Source organism: Ruegeria sp. BHSA191, assembly GCF_059613325.1.
The window spans coordinates 186,958-204,404 of the sequence record NZ_JBXWSH010000004.1 but is presented as its reverse complement, the minus strand read 5'-3'; the positions used below and the strand labels follow the sequence as shown (position 1 = coordinate 204,404).

Here is a 17,447-nt window from a genome sequence, read left to right as displayed (position 1 = left end):
GGCGCAGGGTTGGCGCGCCCGCCCGGAACTGTCAAGCAAGCGGAGAGAGATCAGTCCGTGGTTGTGACCTTTGGCTCCGGCATCGCCGGCGGCTTGGACGGCGCCCGGGTCCGGCGCGGCGCAGGATTGGCGGTCGCGGCAACCGGCTTGGTCGGGGCGGCGACCTCTGCCGGCGCGGGCACCTTGTTCGGCTGAACGTTCGATGCCGGTTTCGCGGTAACCTTTTGAGGCCGAGCCGGTTCCGAGACCGCACTTTTGGGCGCTGCGTTCCGCTCGGAAACCTTGGCCCCGGCGTCGGTTTTCGGCGCGATGGCGGGAGTCGTGGCTTTTGAAGCAGCGGCTTTCGGCGTCGCTACCACCGATGGCTTGGCCGCCTTTCGCGCGGGTGCCGGCTTCGCGGCGGGCTTCGCCTGCGCTGCGGTGGCTTTAGCTGCCAGCTTGGGCTTGGCTACTTTGGCGGCAGACTTGGGACTAGCTGCGGGTTTCGCTTTGCGAACAGGCTTAGGGGCAGGGCGTTTGGCCGGTGCGGCCGCGGTCGCCTTCGTCCCTGCACTTGGCACGCCAAACGGCGCCAAGGGCAGTTCGAATGCCGAACGAGCTACGATTTCCATAAGTTTCAACTGGCTGGCAACGGCATGGCCCGCTAGGCGCATGGCAGCGGCTTGAAGCTCAAGCTGATGGGCAATCGGATTCATTACATGTCTCTCCTGTAAATGCGAAGCAGCCGGAAACCTGAGGGGCAAAACCCTTGCCACACCGAACCATCGGGCTAACTGACGCGGGGTGCAGTCCAAGGCGATGCACGTCTCGGCTTCCTTTCGGGATGGCACACCCACCCGTGCGGATGCGCCGATGCTGCATTCACAAGAATCGTATCGCATAAATGCCGCATGCGCAGCAAAATTTGCTGCGATGCGGCGAAAAAGCGCTGAACCGACAGATCCTGCGCATTTTTTCAGCAGCTTGCGCCGATCATCCCACGTGGAACAGTGTCGAGAACAGGCGCGGGTCCAGGCTGGATGCGGCGAAAGTCGGCCCTTCGGTCAGGATCGAGACCGCATCATGGCTGTGCAGGCTTTCCTGGTGGCTGGCGATCACGCGGAAGTCACCGATATGGTGATCGGCCAGAAGCTCAGCGCAAAACAAACGCGCGGCATCTTCGACGAAAATCGGATTGGCGGCATTCAGTTCGGCAAAGGCCTGTTCATCCTCGCGCTTGACCATCACCTGGGTTTCGGTGGGCACGGCCCGGCGGCACAAGGCGATCAGGTCCTCGAACCAAAGGCAATCGGCGTCACTGTCGACCACGACCGAGATCCGCGCCACCGACCGTTGCGAATGCGGCGTTGCCAACTGCCCCCGCACCGATCGGGCGTGTTCGCTGAGTTCCAGCGAACACGGGCATGTCGAAGAATAGACATAGTCCAGATGCATGATCTTTTGACGGACCCCGCCCTGTTCAACCAATTCCAGCGCGATGTCATAATATTGATATCCCTCCAGCCCCGACCGCAGGCTCTTGACCCGTTCGGGGTAGGAAAAGCGCATCTGCAGCCGCGCGTCGAAGCTGTCGAGATCGGTCAGGTAATCGCTCAGCGCGGCCTCCATCACCTCGAAACTGAACGTACGCTCGGCATGTTTGTAGAAGGACCGCATGATCCGGGACATGTTGATGCCCTTTTTGTCGGCCTCGAGGCTGACGGTGCCGGTGACCGAGGTCTCCAGCGTCAGGTCAGGGCCGTTCTTGCTGTGGAACCGGATCGGCAGGCGGAAATTCGAGATGCCCACATGCTGGATCTGCTGTTGGGCACCACGGATCAGGCTGGACGGACCGTTCTGAAGGTCGGGCAAGGCAGATTTGTAGGCGTCGTCGACCTTAAAGTCGTCGGGATATTCACGCGACATCGCAGGGTAGTTTTCCGGCATCAACCCAGGCACCAGGCGCGCCACCGCCGGATCAAGCTGGCTAATCTCGGCCGAGCTTGCGCCTTTTGCCCATTTCCGCAGGACCTTGAGAGCCTCGGCGGCCGCGTCCCGATCAGGTTTCTCGTCAATGTCGCGCGAATGAATGTTCATCGGCTGCATATCCTCAGTGTGTCGTCAGGTCATCTGTGACCACGGCGAAAGCCTCAGTCTAACCCAATACGGTTGAGATAGCAGCCCGGATTGAAAAAACCATCTTAAAACCGCCGCTTCCGAACGGATTGCGCCCTTGTCCCGATCTGCCTTTCGCCGATGCCGATGTGTTCACCCGCCCAATTGCGCCATTAGTCCGCAGTAGCCGACAATGCCTGTCGTATATCCGCCAGCAGATCGTCGGCATCCTCGAGCCCTACGGAAAAGCGGATCAAACCGGGCGTGATGCCCAATTCGTCTTTCTGGGCTTCGCTCAGCCGCTGGTGCGTGGTCGTCGCTGGATGGGTAGCGATGGACTTGGCGTCGCCCAGATTGTTCGAGATCACCGGGATCGTCAGCGCGTTCAGGAACCGGAAAGCCGCGTCCTTGCCCCCTTTGATGTCCAGCGACAGAACCGTACCGCCCTTACCCCCCAGCTGGCTCTGCACCAGAGCGTTTTGGGCATGAGATTTCAGACCCGGATACATGATCCGATCCAGCGACGGATGGCCTTCCAGCGCCTCGGCCAGCTTCTGCGCCGTCTCGGCCTGCGCATTGACCCGCAGCGCCAACGTTTCCAGCCCCTTGAGCATGATCCACGCGTTGAAGGGGCTCAGCGCGCCGCCGGTATGCTTCAGGTAGGGCTCCACCGTGCCGCGGATGAACTCGCGACTGCCGAGGATCACCCCGCCCAGCGCACGCCCCTGCCCGTCGATATGCTTGGTCGCCGAATAGACCACCACATCGGCACCCTGCTCGATCGCCTTGGAAAAGACCGGGGTCGAGAACACGTTGTCCACGATCACCGTGGCCCCGACCGCGTGGGCCAGCCCGGCCACGGCCTGAATGTCGATGACCTCGAGCGTCGGATTGGACATGGATTCAAAGAACACCGCCTTGGTGTCGGGCCGGATCGCCGCCTTCCACTGGTCCAGATTGGTGCCATCGACGAAAGTCACCTCGACCCCGTACCGTCCAAGGATGTTTTCCAGGATATACAGGCACGACCCGAACAGCGCCTTGGCCGAAACCACATGATCCCCGGCCTTGAGCATCGAGGTCAGCGCCCCGTTCACCGCCGCCATGCCCGAGGCGGTGGCGAAGGCGTCTTCGGCCCCTTCCAGCGCAGCGATGCGCTGCTCGAACATCGAGACGGTCGGGTTGCCATAACGGGCATAGATGAACTCATCAGGCCCGGATTCGATGAACCGCGCCTCGGCCTGTTCGGCGGTGTCATAGACGAAGCCCTGTGTCAGGAAGATCGCTTCGCTCACCTCTTTGTATTGACTGCGGCGGATTCCACCATGCACGGCCTTGGTGCGCTTGCTCCAGCTGTCGCTCATCTCGTCCCTTTCCGCCCCGGAACCCGAGGGCAAAAAAAAACCCAATCGCGGTCAAGCGAAAGGGGGCTTTCATCCTGACCTTTTAGCGGTGTTGTTTAGCGTGGCCCGCAATCCGGTAACAAATCGCCACGTGGTTCCTGCGCTGCCCATACGCCGCGCATCCCGTTGCGTCAAGCCTGAACGGGTGCGCGGCCTGCCCCTTGCCGTTTGCCGCAAATGCCTCATGATCACCTTCCGAGACACGGAGGACACATGGCGGACCCGATCGAGCTTTACTACTGGCCCACGCCGAATGGCTGGAAAATCTCCATCGCGCTCGAGGAGATGGGTCTGCCCTACACCGTCAACCTAATCGACATCGGCAAGGGCGACCAGTACGACCCCGAGTTCCTCAAGATTGCCCCGAACAACAAGATGCCCGCCATCGTCGACCCCGACGGCCCAGACGGCGCACCGATCTCGGTTTTCGAAAGCGGCGCGATCCTGATGTATCTGGCGCGCAAGACCGGGCGGTTCTATGGGCAGACCGAGCGCCAGCGGATTGCGGTTGAGGAATGGCTGATGTGGCAGATGGGCGGCGTCGGCCCGATGGCGGGTCAGGCGCATCATTTCCTGAAATACGCCCCATATTTCGACCCGCCGCAGGACATCCCCTATGCCAAGGATCGCTACCGCACCGAGGTCGCCCGTCTTTATGGCGTGCTGGACCGGCGGCTGGCGGAGAATGAATACGTCGCCGGAGACTTCTACTCCATCGCCGACATGGCGATCTGGCCCTGGGCCAGCCTTTGGGAGGGCCAGCAGCAGACGCTGGAAGACAAACCGCACATGGCCCGCTGGCTCAAGGTCATGGCCGCCCGTCCGGGCGTGCAGGCCGGACGGGCGTTGTTCGCGGAGCTCAGGGGGGACCACCGGAGCAAAGAGGCCCAGGGGGCCTTGTTCAAGAGGTGATACCCGTATCCAGGAATCTGCGCAGTAGTAAGATCACGAAAGACAGGAAGAGAGCTATTGACTTGAAAAACAAAAAATGAAGGCTCTGGACTGAGATTTCAGCATCAGGAGTTTTCAGGTCGAAGATGACACCAAGGTCTCTAGTTATTGTTTTTTCCACCCTGTTCTTGCTTTCACCAGCCGCTTTCGCCGACAATGTTGACTTTTACAAGTTCAAGCCCAAACCGGAAAACCTGCCGAAATCCTACAAGCGTCTGCGCGGGGTTGAGGGGATCGACGCGAAGCATGTTCACGCTTTTTCGATTTATGGCGGAAAATGCAAATCCGGCAAGCTGCCAGACAACAGCGGGAAAAGCGACTGCGACTACGGCTCGGTCCGAAGCGAGTTGCGCGAGCAAAAAAGAGGCAAGTCATTCTTTAGCGCCTTTCCACAGCCCAGCCCGGTTTGGTACGGTTTTGATCTCTTGATCCCCAACAACTATCCGACGAAGGGTCAGCAGGTTCCAGCGTTTAACATCTTTGCACAGTAGAAGGCCGAGAGCTGCCCCCACATGGCCATCAGCCACTGGACCCGCCCAAATCACGAAAATGCCCTTTTTCTTTTTCTATCCAAGCATGTTGGCCCTTGGGAAAATCATGACTGCGAAGCGGTCGCAGTGAAGAAGATCACCAACATGCCCGAGACCAAGGGCAGGTGGACACGCTTTGAGATCTTCGTGAACTGGAGCAGCGGGCGAGATGGAAAGGTGGAAGTCTACGTCAATGGGACCAAGAAACTGACGTATCATGGCCCCAACCTGGATCCGAACAACATCACTGAAACCGGTAAACGGTCCAACAAAAATTACTTTAGCTTTGGCAACTATCTGAGCAGAAGCAAAGGAATTGACAAAATCCGCCCGGGAACGATCTATTTCGCCAATGTTCATCGGGCAAAGAGCCGTGAAGCCCTTTTTGATTGACGATCTGCGACAGGTGAACTGTCAGGACTGGCCTGGTGTCCAAGGCCCGCTGTATCCGGCCCGCCACCCGCAGAGACCGCTCCGAGATCACCTCTCCGCCGGTTGCACGGCTCGCTGATACAGATGCCAAGTGGTGTGGCCAAGGATCGGCAGGGTAAAGATCAGGCCCAGAAAGGCCGGAACCAGCGACAGCAGCATGGTGACCGCGATGATCGCCGCCCAGCTCAGCATGACCACCGGGTTTTCCCGGACGACCCGAACGGATGTGATCATCGCGGTGATGAAATCGACCTCGCGGTCAAGCAGCAGGGGCATGGCGACGACGGTCACCGAGAACAGCACCGCCGACAGAAAAGCGCCGACACAGGTGCCGATCGCAAGAAAGATCCAGCCCTCGGGCGTAAAGAACACGGTATTAAGGAACCCTTCGAGATCCGAGAAGGATGAATGTTGCAGGACGATCACCATCACGGTCCGGAACTGATAGAACCACACCCAAGAAATGAACAGGGTGACAAAGGCCATCCAACCCATTTCGCGTTTGCGCTGATTGGCCATGACCGTGAGAATATCACGCCAGCCAAAGTCTTCGCCCTTCTGCATCCGGCGCGACATTTCATACAGCCCGGCGGCGGCAAAGGGCGCGACCAGCGGAAAGCCGACGGCGGCGGGAATGACCATCCAGACCGCGCCCAGCCAGACCAGGGCCCAAACGAACAGTATCCCGAACAGCGCGTAGAATAGGCCGAAAAAGCCGCTCATGACCGGGCGCGCCAGAAAGTCGGAAAACCCCGCTTTTAGCGACTCGGCAATATCATCCGCTGTAACCTTGTTGACCTTGGGCGCAGTCCCCTGCTGCGGCGCCGGGTTGCCCGGCGTGGACCCTTCGGCTTTGGATGCCATGACAAACTCCTCCGCGGGAAAGTTTGCATCAGGTCAGGCATCAGGGCAAGCCGGCCTGCCCATCCCCCCGCACCAGCAGATCCAGCATCCCCGAGATGTCCTCGATCTCTTCCGCGATCACATGGGTCACCGAATGGGCCCGCTGCATCCGTCCGGTGACGCGCAAGAGCCGTCCCGAGATCACCGCCCGGCGGAACCGTTCGTAGATCTTGCGCCAGACGATTACGTTCACGATGCCGGTCTCGTCCTCGAGCGTGACAAAGATTACCCCCTTGGCCGTCCCCGGCCTCTGCCGCAGGATCACCAGCCCCGCGACCATCACCCGCGCGCCCTCGGGCGGCTCCTGCAGCCGGTTGGCGGGCAGGCAGGCGGGCGGGCGCGGCCAGTCCTGGCCTGAAACCGTGGGGGATGCCGGGGTTGCGATCATAGGAACAAAAATAGAACATACGCTACGAATGTCCAGACGCGCCACGACGAGTCGCAAATGAGGGTGGAAACGCCTAGATGGCTTGATTAGGAAGATGCGAAACATCGCAAGAGGAAGACGCGAGCAATGGCAAAAATCACCTACATCGAGCACGGTGGCACCGAGCACACCGTCGAAGTCGCCAACGGCCTGACCGTGATGGAAGGCGCCCGCGACAACAACATCCCCGGCATCGAAGCCGATTGCGGCGGGGCCTGCGCCTGCTCGACCTGCCATGTCTATGTCCACCCCGACTGGGTCGAGAAACTGCCCGCCAAGGACGACATGGAAGAGGACATGCTGGATTTCGCCTACGAGCCCGACCCGGCCCGTTCGCGCCTGACCTGCCAGATCAAGGTGACGGACGAACTGGACGGGCTGATCGTGCAGATGCCGGAAAAGCAGATCTGATGCGACGGCGCATGTCCCGCTCGTCTGGCGGCATGCGTTGCGGCTTCAAAGCGCCGCGTCTGGCGGTGCGCTTTTGGCCATGCCGCGTGCGCGGCGCGCTGATGGCTGCATGCCTGTGGCTGGCGGGTCCTGCCTTGGCCGCCGAAACCATAGCGACCGCCCACTACACCGACCCGACCACCCGCTATCCACACGGCGTTCTGGGTGACCGGATCGAATGGGGGACGCTTGAACTCAGGCTTTCGGACGGCGTGCACCGCACCTTCACCCTGCCCGATCATCTCGTCTTCGAAGACCTCGCGCCCCGGGTGGTCGACGTCACGGGCGACGGTCTTCCGGAAGTCATTACGGTGGAGAGTGACGCGCAGCACGGCGCGCGCCTTGCCATCTACGGCCCGCACGGCCGCATGGCGGCGACACCGCATATCGGCACCCGTTTCCGCTGGCTGGCCCCGGTCAGCGCAGCTGACCTCGACGGCGACGGACATGTCGAAATCGCCTATGTCGATCGCCCCCACTTGGCCAAAATCCTACGCATCTGGCGCTTTGCCGACGGCCAACTGACGGAAATCGCCGCGCTCCGCGGCCTGACCAACCACCGGATCGGCGAGGATTTCATCTCGGGCGGCCTTCGCACCTGCAACGAACGGCCCGAGCTGATCGTCGCCAGCGCCGACTGGCGACGGATCATCGCCGTCCACCACGAAGACGGCTGGCGCACCAGAGACCTCGGCCCGCTGACCGACGACAAAGCCCTCGCGCGCGCGCTCACTTGCTGACCGCACGCTTCGTCTGGCCTCAAATATCCTGGGGGTGAGGCCGCAGGCCGAGGGGGCAAAGCCCCCTTTCCCTGCAGGCCCTCAAACGGTCAAAGCGCCCGCCACCCGATATCGCGCCGATAGAAGCCGCCCGGCCAATCGATGGCCTCGACCATCGCATAAGCGTTGTCACGCGCCTCATGCAATGTTGCTCCACGCGCCGTCACGTTCAAAACCCGGCCCCCTGAGGCCACAATCTGTCCGTCCTGCGCCTTGGTACCCGCATGAAAAACCATATGGCTGCTGTCCTCGGGCAAGTCATCCAGCCCGTTGACCACACTGCCTTTTTCATATTCCCCAGGATAGCCCTGCGCGGCCATCACCACGGTCAAGGCGTGATCGTCGGCCCAGTTGACCCGCGCCTCGTCCAGCCGTCCCTCGGCCGCCGCATGCATCAGGTCCAGCGCCTGCGCCCCCAGACGCATCATCAGAACCTGACATTCCGGGTCGCCGAAGCGCACGTTGTACTCCACCAGCCTCGGTTGCCCGTCCTTGATCATCAGACCGGCATACAGCACGCCCTGAAACGGCGTGCCGCGCCGGGCCATCTCGGCCATCGTCGGGCGCACGATCTGTTCCATCGCACGCTCCTCGACCTCGGGGCTCAGAACCGGTGCCGGAGAATAGGCTCCCATGCCGCCGGTGTTCAGGCCGGTATCGCCCTCGCCCACGCGCTTGTGGTCCTGCGCGGTGCCGACCGACAGGATGTTCGCGCCGTCGCACAGCACGAACAGCGAGGCCTCTTCGCCGTCCATGAACTCCTCGATCACCACCTCGGCCCCGGCCCCGCCGAACGCGCCGCCGAACATGTCGTCCACAGCCTCCAGCGCAGTCGCCTCGTCCATCGCCACAATCACGCCCTTGCCCGCGGCCAGACCATCGGCCTTGACGACGATCGGCGCGCCCTGCTGGCGGATATAGGCCTTGGCCGGCTCGGCCTCGGTGAACCGGGCATAGGCGGCGGTGGGCGCACCGGCCGCATCACAGATTTCCTTGGTAAAGCTTTTTGAGGCCTCCAGCCGCGCCGCCTCGGCCGAGGGGCCGAACACCAGAATGCCCGCCTCGCGCAGCCGGTCGGCAACCCCGGCGGCCAAGGGCGCCTCGGGGCCGACAATCACGAAATCGATGGCGTTTTCCTCGGCGAAACTGACCACCGCGCCGCCATTCTCGATATCTAGTGCCGCACAATCGGCGATCTGCGCGATCCCGGCATTGCCCGGCGCCACGATCAGGCGGTCGCATTTGGGGTTCTGCATCACCGCCCAGGCCAGACTGTGTTCGCGCCCGCCGCTGCCGAGAATGAGGATGTTCATGAAAGTCTCCGATCTGCTTGGCCTTGCCTGCGCGGCGTTCTAAGCTGCGCGGGCAATCGAAACAAGGCGCTGAAATGTCCGACCTGCTTGACGATCCGATTCCCGGCCAGAATACCCCCGAATACACCGTCTCGGAGATCTCCGGCGAGGTAAAGCGCACGCTCGAAGGCACTTTCGGGCGAATCCGCGTGCGCGGCGAGGTCGGGCGCGTATTCAAGGCGCGCTCGGGGCACCTGTATTACGACGTCAAGGATGACCGCAACGTGCTGGCCTGCACCACGTGGAAAGGCCAGATCTCCGGCCTAGCGGTGATCCCCGAGGAAGGGCTCGAGGTCGTGGTCACGGGCCGCCTCACTGCATTCGGCGCGCAGTCGAAATACAACATGAACGTCGACGAGGTCGTCGTGGCCGGTCAGGGCGCGCTGATGGCCTTGCTGGAAAAGCGCAAGAAACAGCTGGAATCCGAAGGGCTGTTCGCGCCCGAGCGCAAGAAACCCCTGCCCTTCCTGCCACAGATCATCGGCGTCGTCACCTCGCCCTCGGGCGCGGTGATCCGCGACATCCTGCACCGCCTACGTGACCGTTTCCCGCGCAAGGTGCTGATCTGGCCCGTGGCCGTGCAGGGCGCCAACTGCGCGCCCGAGGTCGCCAACGCCATCCAGGGCTTCAACCGCCTGACGCCCGGTGGCGCGCTGCCGCGGCCCGACCTGATCATCGTCGCCCGTGGCGGCGGCTCGATCGAGGATCTGTGGGGTTTCAACGAAGAAATCGTGGCCCGTGCCGCCGCCGCGTCCGAGATCCCGTTGATCTCGGCCGTTGGGCACGAAACCGACACCACGCTAATCGACTATGTCTCGGACCGCCGCGCGCCCACGCCCACAGCCGCCGCCGAACTGGCCGTGCCCGTGCGGATGGAACTGCTGGCCTGGACCGGCGAACAGGGCGCCCGCCTATCCCGCGCGGCCACCGACGCCGTGCAGCGCCGCGCCCAACGCCTGCGCGATCTGTCGCGCGCACTGCCGCGCCCCGAAACTCTGCTGGATGGTCCGCGCCAACGGCTGGACCTGATTGCCGATCGTCTGGCTCCAGCGTTGCAACGCGGCGTGCAGAACCGCCGCCTGCAAGTGGTGGAACTGTCGGGGCACCTGCGCCCGTCAACGCTGCGCAGCCTCGTGGCCGCGCGGCGGGACACGCTGCGCAACCTGTCCTCGCGCCTGTCGATCCGCCCGATCCAGCGCGAAATCCAGCAGCAGCGCGACCGGGTCAACCAGCTGGCCCAGCGCATGACGGCCGCGCAGACTCTGCGGATGGACCGGCTTCGCCAACAACTGGATGCGACCGACCGACTTAGGGAAACTCTCAGCTACAAGGCCACACTTCAACGCGGCTATGCCGTGGTGCATGCCGAAAGCGGCGTGGTCACCACAAAGGCAATGGCCAGCAAGCACGCCACTCTGACTATTGAGTTCGCGGATGGAAAGTTGAAGGCAGCACCGCTGTCCGGAACGGCCTCAGCCGCGAAGAAACCATCCAAGCCACCTGCCCCGGATCAAGGGTCGCTGTTCTAGAAACCCGAGCGATCAAACCCCGACATCCGGGCCATAACAGATCATCTCTTCGTCGATGTCGCCCGCTTCATACAACTCGGTTGCCTCGGGGTCGCCTTCGAACTGAGCGACCAGCCCGCCCCCCGATTGCCTAAAGACCCAGCATTGCGGGTCCGGGCGATCTTCGTAGACAAAACAGATCTGGCCGTCCTGTTCATACCAGACGCCCTGCTTGCAGTCGCCATCCAGAAAGGACCAGATCACCCGCCGGTCCGGCAGGTACCGCTCGACCCCGTAGGCAACGCCGTCGAACCCGTAAAACAGGGTCTTGCCCCGGGTGTAGGCATCGAATTCGGCGCCCGACAAGGGCTGGGCCACCACCGATGGGGCCAGCACGGAAAACAGAATCGCCGCTCGCGTGAACATGGGGGTATCTTGGCAGATGCCGCCGCCCTGTGCCATCGCCCGTTTGGCCGCCGCATGCCATGCCCCCACGTTACGGGTTGAGGATTTGCCCCGCTTGCGGCGAAACTTTCCGGCGCAGGCGGAAACCGGAGGCCAAAGATGACCATTCTCGTACTCGCAGCGCTGGCCTGTGCCCTGGCCTACCTGGCCTTGACGGCTCGTCCGGCCAGTCTGCTGCGCACGGCGCTGAAAACCGCCAGCGTCGCCCTGCTGGCCGTCGAGGCCGCAGTGCAGTCCGGCCCTCTGCTTCTGGTCCTCGCGCTTTCTCTCTGCGCCTTTGGAGACGCGCTTCTGTCGCACGAGACAGAAGGCGCATTCATGGCCGGCATCGGGGCGTTCGCCGCCGGGCATCTGGTTTACATCGCTCTGTTCTTGACCCATCCGGCAAGCGACACCGCGCTGATCTTGGACAAACCCGGATACGCCTGGACGCTGGTCGTTCTGGGAATCGTGATGGCCACGCTGCTAGCCACTCGGGCCGGGGATCTGCGCGGACCGGTCCTTGCCTATATCCCGATCATTCTGGGCATGGGCATCACTGTTCTGACCCTGCCCGAGGCCGGGGCGCTGCGCTGGGCTTTGCCAGCCGCGATGGCCTTCATCGCCTCGGACCTGATCCTGGCAACCGAAAGGTTCCTGCTGCCGCCTGGCCACCCGGCCCTGCGGCTGACGCCCTATCTTGTTTGGCCGCTCTACTGGGGCGCACAGTTCGGCTTTTTCCTGGCCTTCACCTGACCCTTTGCAACTGCCGCCATTCCGCATTAGGTGAAGGGAACACCTGCGGAGACCACTATGGCGTTTTTTACCAAGCTCAAGGACCGGTTGTTCAAATCCTCGTCCCGCCTCGAACAGGGGCTTGAGGCAATCGTCGAGGACGGCGGCGAAGAAACCACCGCCCCCGATCCGATGATCCCCCAGCCCGAGCCCGAGCCGCAACCCGTCCCGGAAATCCCCGAACCCGCACCCACACCGCAGCCGGTCGAGACACCGTCGCCCGAGCCGGTCGATCCGACGCCCGCCCCGCCTCCGCCGGAATTGCCGGAACAGCCCCAGTCCAAGGGCCTGATCGGGCGTCTCTTCGGTCGCGGCGATGCCGGGCCGGTGGTCCGCCGCACGCTGGACGACGACATGCTCGAACAGCTCGAGGAACTGCTGATCGCCTCGGACATGGGCGTCGACACCGCCCTGCGCGTCACCGCCAACATGGCCGAGGGGCGCTATGGCAAGAAACTCTCGACGCAGGAAATCAAGCAACTGCTGGCGCAGGAAATCGCCCGCGTGATGGAGCCGGTCGCCAAACCGATGCCGATCTACCCCAAGCGCCCGCAGGTGGTGCTGGTGGTGGGCGTCAACGGGTCTGGCAAGACCACGACGATCGGAAAGCTGGCCAGCCAGTTCAAGGCCGCCGGCAAAAAGGTGGTCATCGCCGCCGGCGACACCTTCCGCGCCGCCGCCGTGGAACAGCTGCAGGTCTGGGGCGATCGCGCCGGTGTACCGGTCCTGACCGCGCCCGAAGGCTCCGACCCCGCCTCGCTCGCCTTCGACGCCCTGACCAAGGCGCAGGCAGACGGCGCCGACCTGCTGATGATCGACACAGCCGGCCGCCTGCAGAACCGCGCCGATCTGATGGAGGAACTGGCCAAGATCGTCCGCGTCATCCGCAAGATCGACGAAACCGCCCCGCACAACACGCTCCTGGTGCTCGACGCCACCACCGGCCAGAACGCGCTCAGCCAGGTGGAAACCTTCCGCAAGCTGGCCGATGTCTCGGGCCTGGTGATGACCAAGCTCGACGGCACCGCCAAGGGCGGCGTGTTGGTAGCGCTGGCCGACAAGTTCGGCCTGCCGATCCACGCCATCGGCGTCGGCGAACAGATCGACGATCTGGCCCCCTTCGACCCCGAGGAATTCGCCGCCGCCCTGACCGGACTCGCCCCCAACTGACCTTCATCTGGCCCCAAATATCCTCGGGGGTCTGGGGGTGGAAAACCCCCAGCCTCTCCACCAGCGAAAGACCCGCAGCGTGAGCGACTGGCTGATCTCCCTCGAAGGCACCGAGGCCGGACACAGGCTGGCCCTTGGCCTCGCCCTTATGGCGGCCTTCCTACACGCGGTTTTCGGCGCGCTGCAGAAGGGTCGGCATGACCCCTGGCTGTCGCGCGGGGCGATCGACGCCTGCTATTGCCTGATGGCCGCGCCTTTTGCGTTCTTCGTCGTGCCCTGGCCCGAACCTTTCATGTGGCCGATATTTGCCGTGGTGTGGCTGATCCATGTCGCCTACAAGACGCTGCAGGCGATGGCCTATACCAAGGGGTCCTACACCGTGGTCTACCCGGTGGTGCGCGGCACCGGCCCGCTGTTCACCGTCATCGGTGCCTATCTGCTGTTCAACGAAACCTTCTCGCCCACCCAATGGCTGGGCGTTGCCGTGCTGCTGACCGGTATCTTTGGATTGGCTGCCTACAATTTCCGCTTTCTGGAAACCAACCGCGAGACTTTGGGCATCGCATTGGCCCTTGCGGTTGCAACCGGCCTCTTCGTGGCGCTCTACACCACCTATGACGCCTACGGCATCCGCGCCACGGCTGATCCGTTCACCTTTCTGGCCTGGTTCTTCATGATCGACGGGGCGACAATGCCGATCTACGCCTTCCTGCGCTGGCGGGCGATGATTCACCGCCCGGCGATCGGGCCGTTGATGCTGCGGGGGCTTGCAGGCGGGCTGATCGCCCCCATGTCTTTCGGAGCAATCATGCTGGCCACCCGGCTGGACAAGGTCGGCGAAGCCGCGGTGCTGCGCGAAACCTCGACCGTCTTTGCCGCGCTGATCGGCTGGCTGGCCCTGAAAGAGACCGTGGGGCCTCGGCGCATAATCCTGATGGCATTGATTGCATTGGGCGCGGTAATAGTTGAAATGGGCGGGTGAACAGCAGGACGACAGGCATGGCAGACAAGAAAGAGATCAATCCGTTTCTGAAACAGGTGCTGGAACTGGGACCACCGCTGGCCTTCTTCTTCATCTACCTGCGCCTGCGCGACGACAGCTTTCTGATCGGCGGCACGGAGTATTCCGGCTTCATCGTGGCCACCATCATCTTCGTTCCGCTGATGTTGGGGGCGATGGGTATCCTGTGGTACCTAACCGGCAAACTCAGCCGGATGCAGATCTTCACCGCCATCATGGTCATCTTTTTCGGCGGCCTGACCGCCTGGTTCAACGACGAGCGGTTCTTCAAGATGAAAACCACGTTGGTCTACGGATTCTTCTCGCTGACGCTGGGCATCGGTCTGCTGCAAGGGAAATCCTACCTCGCCTATGTGCTGGACGAGATGCTGCCCATGCGCCACGAGGGCTGGATGATCCTGACCCGCCGCCTGTGCGCCTGTTTCGCCGTTCTAGCGGTGGCAAATGAACTGGTCTGGCGCACACTGTCCACCGATCTGTGGGTCAAGATCGAAACCTTTGGCTTCCCGATCGCCTTGATGGGGTTCCTGATGCTGCAATTCAGCATCCTGCAAAGCTACATGGACGACCCGGACCAGAACTAAGACACCGACCGGCGGGCCCAACATCGGTGGAAAACCTCACAAAATCCTTGGCTTGACGCGCAAGCTGTGGAAAGCTGACACACCACCACCCACCAAGTTCTCGGCCGAGGCCTCGTGTCGTCCATGACAGCATTTCCCAACAGCGGGTTTCTTTCCGAAGCGTCCGAACGGTTGCGCGTCATGCTGTCCAGCCTGGCAACCCCCGTATTCCTGTCGCAGGGAGAGGTTCTGTTTGAACAGGGCGACGAGGGCGATGCGCTCTATGCACTGATGGAAGGCATGCTCGAGGTTTCCTTCCTGGCCATGAGCGGGCGCAAGCTGGCGCTCAGCCTGATGCGGCCGGGCGAGGTGTTTGGCGAGATTGCCCTGTTCGACAGCGGCCCCCGCACCGCCACCATCACGGCGGCCGAGCCGTCGCGGGTGCTGCGCGTGCGCCGCAATGACGTGATGAACCAGATCCGTGCACACCCGGACCTTGCGGTGGATATGATCCGGCTGGCCGGGCTGCGAATGCGCTGGATGGGGGTACAGTTGAATGAGCAGGTCTTCCTGCCCATGCCCGTGCGCCTTGCGCGCAAGCTGTTGCACCTTGCAAACCAGCAAGAGGTACCCAGCGCCCGAATTGCCCTGTCGCAGAGCGAACTGGCCGAATTCGTCGGTGCCACACGCGAGGCCGTGTCCAAGACCATCGCCACCTGGAAACGCAGCAAAGTGGTCGAAGCAACGCGCGGGGGGGTACAAATTCATGATTTCGATGCCCTGCGCCAGCTTGCGGAATCCGATCTGATCTGAGGTTTCGGAAAACCACGGCCGATGTGATCCGCTTCACATACAGGGCACGGACAATACATTACACCGATAGACGTTACCGTAGGGGGCCAGCGTATCATCCCCGATATCTGTCCACTGGCCTCTCCCTGCACCAGAGCCATGTGCCTCCCCGGCATGTGGCTCTTTTGCGTTCAGGACCGAAATTAAAATGGCCGGAGCGTGAAGCCCCGGCCATACCGTCCATTCTTGGAGCGCCTACTCCTCGAGGCTCAGCGCCACGAACCGTGGGTCGCCGCCGCGCCGCACCAGCAGCAACAGCGACTTGCGCCCGGCCTCGCGGGCCTCGTCCATGCGGGCCTCGAACTCGGCAATGGTGCTGACCTTCTGCTGGCCCGCCTCGGTGATGATGTCACCGGCCCGCAGGCCCTTATCAAAGGCCTCGGACGCCTCGTCGACATCCATGACCACAAGGCCCTCGCCACCCGCATCCAGCCCCAGATCCTCGCGCAGCGCATCCGTAAGCGGTGCGATCGTCAGGCCCAGAACAGTGGCGTCCTCCTCGACCGGCGCCTGAGAATCTTCGCCGACGCCCTGTTCGGCCCGCTCGGCGTCTTCGCGGCGGCCCAGCGTGACCACCACGGTCTTGGTCGCCCCGTCGCGCATCACCACGACGCGCACCGCCTTGCCGACCGGGGTTTCCCCGACCTGGCGCACCAATGCGCGCGTATCCTGCACTTCGACCCCGTCAAAGCTCAGGATCACGTCGCCCGGTAGCAGGCCCGCCTCTTTCGCGGGGCCGTCCGGCACATCGCTGATCAGCGCCCCGCCGGGCTTGTCCAGCCCCATCGCCTCGGCCATGTCCTCGGTCACGTCCTGGATGCGCACACCCAGCCAACCGCGACGGGTTTCGCCGAACTCGCGCAGTTGGTCGACCACCTTGACCACGACGTTCGATGCCATCGAAAAACCGATGCCAATCGAGCCGCCATTGGGCGACAGGATCGCGGTGTTCACGCCGATCACCTGACCGTCCATGTTGAACAGCGGCCCGCCCGAGTTGCCTCGGTTGATCGCCGCATCGGTCTGGATGTAGTCGTCATAGCTGCCGCTGAGTTCACGGTTGCGCGCTGACACGATACCGGCCGAGACCGAAAATCCCTGCCCCAGCGGGTTTCCCATCGCGATGACCCAATCGCCGACACGTGCCGTATCGCTGTCACCGAAGGTGACGTACTTCAGCGGCCCCGAAGCCTCGACCTTGAGCACAGCGATATCGGTTTTTTCGTCGGTGCCGATCACCTTGGCCGGCAGCTCTTTCTTTGGCTGTCCGTCACCCGGGAAGAATTCGATCAGGATTTCATCGGCCTCGGCGATGACGTGGTTGTTGGTGACGATAAATCCATCCTCGGAAATCACGAAGCCCGAGCCCAGCGCGTTGCTGCGGCGGGGACGGTTTTCCTCGCCGCCATTGCGGTCCTGGAATTCGCGAAAGAAATCCTCGAACGGAGAGCCTTCGGGTACGATGCCGCGCGGACCGGCCTGCCCCTCGATCAGGGTTGTGGTGGTGATGTTGACCACCGCGGGGCTGATCCTGTCGACCAGAGGCGCCAGGCTTTCGGGCCGGGCCTGCGCGGCCACGGTCTGGGCCAGCACTAGGATCGCGGTGGCAAAAGACAGCCACATCAACCGCATCATCGTTACCATATCGTCCCGGCGGACGGCCACACTGCGTGCTAATGCCTGCACTTGGTCTCTCCTTGTCGACAATCGCCATAAGGACCGCCTTGGCGCGCCCTGTTTGCAAACAATGTAGTCAGTTTGCACCGCCCCGCA

At 62.7% G+C, this 17,447-nt stretch carries 19 protein-coding genes and 1 riboswitch; of the genes, 11 read left to right on the top strand and 8 right to left on the bottom strand.

Annotated features, from left to right (window positions below; translation table 11 throughout):
* Positions 1 to 50: 50 nt before the first annotated feature.
* The 3 genes from AC2FNS_RS06370 to metZ all read right to left on the bottom strand — a co-directional run bounded on the left by AC2FNS_RS06370 (position 51) and on the right by metZ (position 3,458).
* A complete protein-coding gene (locus tag AC2FNS_RS06370) occupies positions 51 to 695 on the bottom strand; it encodes a hypothetical protein (RefSeq protein ID WP_496712804.1) in 645 nt (214 codons plus the stop codon).
* Positions 696 to 972: 277 nt separating this feature from the next.
* Positions 973 to 2,076, bottom strand: a complete 1,104-nt coding sequence (gene folE2 / locus AC2FNS_RS06365) for a GTP cyclohydrolase FolE2 (protein WP_496712802.1) — start codon at positions 2,074 to 2,076, stop codon at positions 973 to 975.
* A gap of 191 nt (positions 2,077 to 2,267) precedes the next feature.
* Positions 2,268 to 3,458, bottom strand: coding sequence for an O-succinylhomoserine sulfhydrylase (gene metZ, locus AC2FNS_RS06360; protein ID WP_496712800.1), 1,191 nt, complete (start codon positions 3,456 to 3,458; stop codon positions 2,268 to 2,270).
* Positions 3,459 to 3,520: 62 nt separating this feature from the next.
* Positions 3,521 to 3,598: riboswitch (SAM riboswitch) on the bottom strand.
* A 112-nt stretch (positions 3,599 to 3,710) separates the two neighbouring features.
* On the opposite strand from metZ, the gene AC2FNS_RS06355 reads away from it, so the two are divergent.
* The 3 genes from AC2FNS_RS06355 to AC2FNS_RS06345 all read left to right on the top strand — a co-directional run bounded on the left by AC2FNS_RS06355 (position 3,711) and on the right by AC2FNS_RS06345 (position 5,371).
* Positions 3,711 to 4,409, top strand: a complete 699-nt coding sequence (locus tag AC2FNS_RS06355; RefSeq protein ID WP_496712798.1) for a glutathione S-transferase N-terminal domain-containing protein — start codon at positions 3,711 to 3,713, stop codon at positions 4,407 to 4,409.
* A 125-nt stretch (positions 4,410 to 4,534) separates the two neighbouring features.
* Positions 4,535 to 4,939, top strand: coding sequence for a hypothetical protein (locus tag AC2FNS_RS06350; protein ID WP_496712796.1), 405 nt, complete (start codon positions 4,535 to 4,537; stop codon positions 4,937 to 4,939).
* 21 nt (positions 4,940 to 4,960) lie between these two features.
* Complete coding sequence (locus AC2FNS_RS06345) at positions 4,961 to 5,371, top strand: heparin lyase I family protein (protein WP_496712794.1); 411 nt, start codon at positions 4,961 to 4,963, stop codon at positions 5,369 to 5,371.
* 87 nt (positions 5,372 to 5,458) lie between these two features.
* On the opposite strand, the gene AC2FNS_RS06340 is transcribed toward AC2FNS_RS06345, so the two are convergent.
* Entirely contained in the window at positions 5,459 to 6,274 is an 816-nt protein-coding gene (locus AC2FNS_RS06340; protein WP_496712792.1) for a DUF2189 domain-containing protein, read from the bottom strand.
* Positions 6,275 to 6,314: 40 nt separating this feature from the next.
* On the bottom strand, positions 6,315 to 6,701 hold the full coding sequence (locus AC2FNS_RS06335) for an OB-fold nucleic acid binding domain-containing protein (RefSeq protein WP_496712790.1): 387 nt from the start codon (positions 6,699 to 6,701) through the stop codon (positions 6,315 to 6,317).
* A gap of 126 nt (positions 6,702 to 6,827) precedes the next feature.
* Between AC2FNS_RS06335 and AC2FNS_RS06330 the strand changes: the two genes are divergently transcribed.
* Together AC2FNS_RS06330 and AC2FNS_RS06325 are read left to right on the top strand one after the other, a co-directional pair.
* Complete coding sequence (locus AC2FNS_RS06330) at positions 6,828 to 7,151, top strand: 2Fe-2S iron-sulfur cluster-binding protein (protein ID WP_149776058.1); 324 nt, start codon at positions 6,828 to 6,830, stop codon at positions 7,149 to 7,151.
* Between the two features lie 11 nt (positions 7,152 to 7,162).
* Positions 7,163 to 7,930, top strand: coding sequence for an FG-GAP repeat domain-containing protein (locus AC2FNS_RS06325; protein WP_496712788.1), 768 nt, complete (start codon positions 7,163 to 7,165; stop codon positions 7,928 to 7,930).
* A gap of 89 nt (positions 7,931 to 8,019) precedes the next feature.
* Here the strand turns inward: AC2FNS_RS06325 and purD are convergent, their stop codons facing one another.
* Positions 8,020 to 9,282: a phosphoribosylamine--glycine ligase gene (purD, locus tag AC2FNS_RS06320; RefSeq protein WP_496712786.1), complete on the bottom strand. Its 1,263-nt coding sequence runs from the start codon at positions 9,280 to 9,282 to the stop codon at positions 8,020 to 8,022.
* 74 nt (positions 9,283 to 9,356) lie between these two features.
* On the opposite strand from purD, the gene xseA reads away from it, so the two are divergent.
* Positions 9,357 to 10,850 carry an exodeoxyribonuclease VII large subunit gene (gene xseA, locus AC2FNS_RS06315; protein ID WP_496712784.1) on the top strand — a complete coding sequence of 498 codons (1,494 nt, stop codon included), beginning with the start codon at positions 9,357 to 9,359 and terminating at the stop codon, positions 10,848 to 10,850.
* Between the two features lie 12 nt (positions 10,851 to 10,862).
* On the opposite strand, the gene AC2FNS_RS06310 is transcribed toward xseA, so the two are convergent.
* Positions 10,863 to 11,255 carry a hypothetical protein gene (locus tag AC2FNS_RS06310; protein WP_496712782.1) on the bottom strand — a complete coding sequence of 131 codons (393 nt, stop codon included), beginning with the start codon at positions 11,253 to 11,255 and terminating at the stop codon, positions 10,863 to 10,865.
* Positions 11,256 to 11,393: 138 nt separating this feature from the next.
* On the opposite strand from AC2FNS_RS06310, the gene AC2FNS_RS06305 reads away from it, so the two are divergent.
* From AC2FNS_RS06305 to AC2FNS_RS06285, 5 genes are all read left to right on the top strand, one after another.
* Positions 11,394 to 12,029 (top strand): lysoplasmalogenase, encoded by a 636-nt coding sequence (locus tag AC2FNS_RS06305; RefSeq protein ID WP_496742340.1) that lies wholly within the window; start codon positions 11,394 to 11,396, stop codon positions 12,027 to 12,029.
* A 57-nt stretch (positions 12,030 to 12,086) separates the two neighbouring features.
* Positions 12,087 to 13,238 carry a signal recognition particle-docking protein FtsY gene (gene ftsY / locus AC2FNS_RS06300; protein ID WP_496712778.1) on the top strand — a complete coding sequence of 384 codons (1,152 nt, stop codon included), beginning with the start codon at positions 12,087 to 12,089 and terminating at the stop codon, positions 13,236 to 13,238.
* 79 nt (positions 13,239 to 13,317) lie between these two features.
* The gene (locus AC2FNS_RS06295; RefSeq protein ID WP_170366474.1) at positions 13,318 to 14,220 is read left to right on the top strand and encodes an EamA family transporter; all 903 of its coding nucleotides are present in this window, start codon (positions 13,318 to 13,320) and stop codon (positions 14,218 to 14,220) included.
* Positions 14,221 to 14,237: 17 nt separating this feature from the next.
* Entirely contained in the window at positions 14,238 to 14,843 is a 606-nt protein-coding gene (locus AC2FNS_RS06290) for an inner membrane-spanning protein YciB (RefSeq protein WP_496680303.1), read from the top strand.
* A gap of 123 nt (positions 14,844 to 14,966) precedes the next feature.
* Positions 14,967 to 15,635, top strand: coding sequence for a Crp/Fnr family transcriptional regulator (locus AC2FNS_RS06285; RefSeq protein ID WP_496713498.1), 669 nt, complete (start codon positions 14,967 to 14,969; stop codon positions 15,633 to 15,635).
* Positions 15,636 to 15,869: 234 nt separating this feature from the next.
* Here AC2FNS_RS06285 and AC2FNS_RS06280 read toward each other — a convergent pair whose 3' ends face one another.
* On the bottom strand, positions 15,870 to 17,318 hold the full coding sequence (locus AC2FNS_RS06280; protein WP_496713515.1) for a DegQ family serine endoprotease: 1,449 nt from the start codon (positions 17,316 to 17,318) through the stop codon (positions 15,870 to 15,872).
* Positions 17,319 to 17,447: the final 129 nt, after the last annotated feature.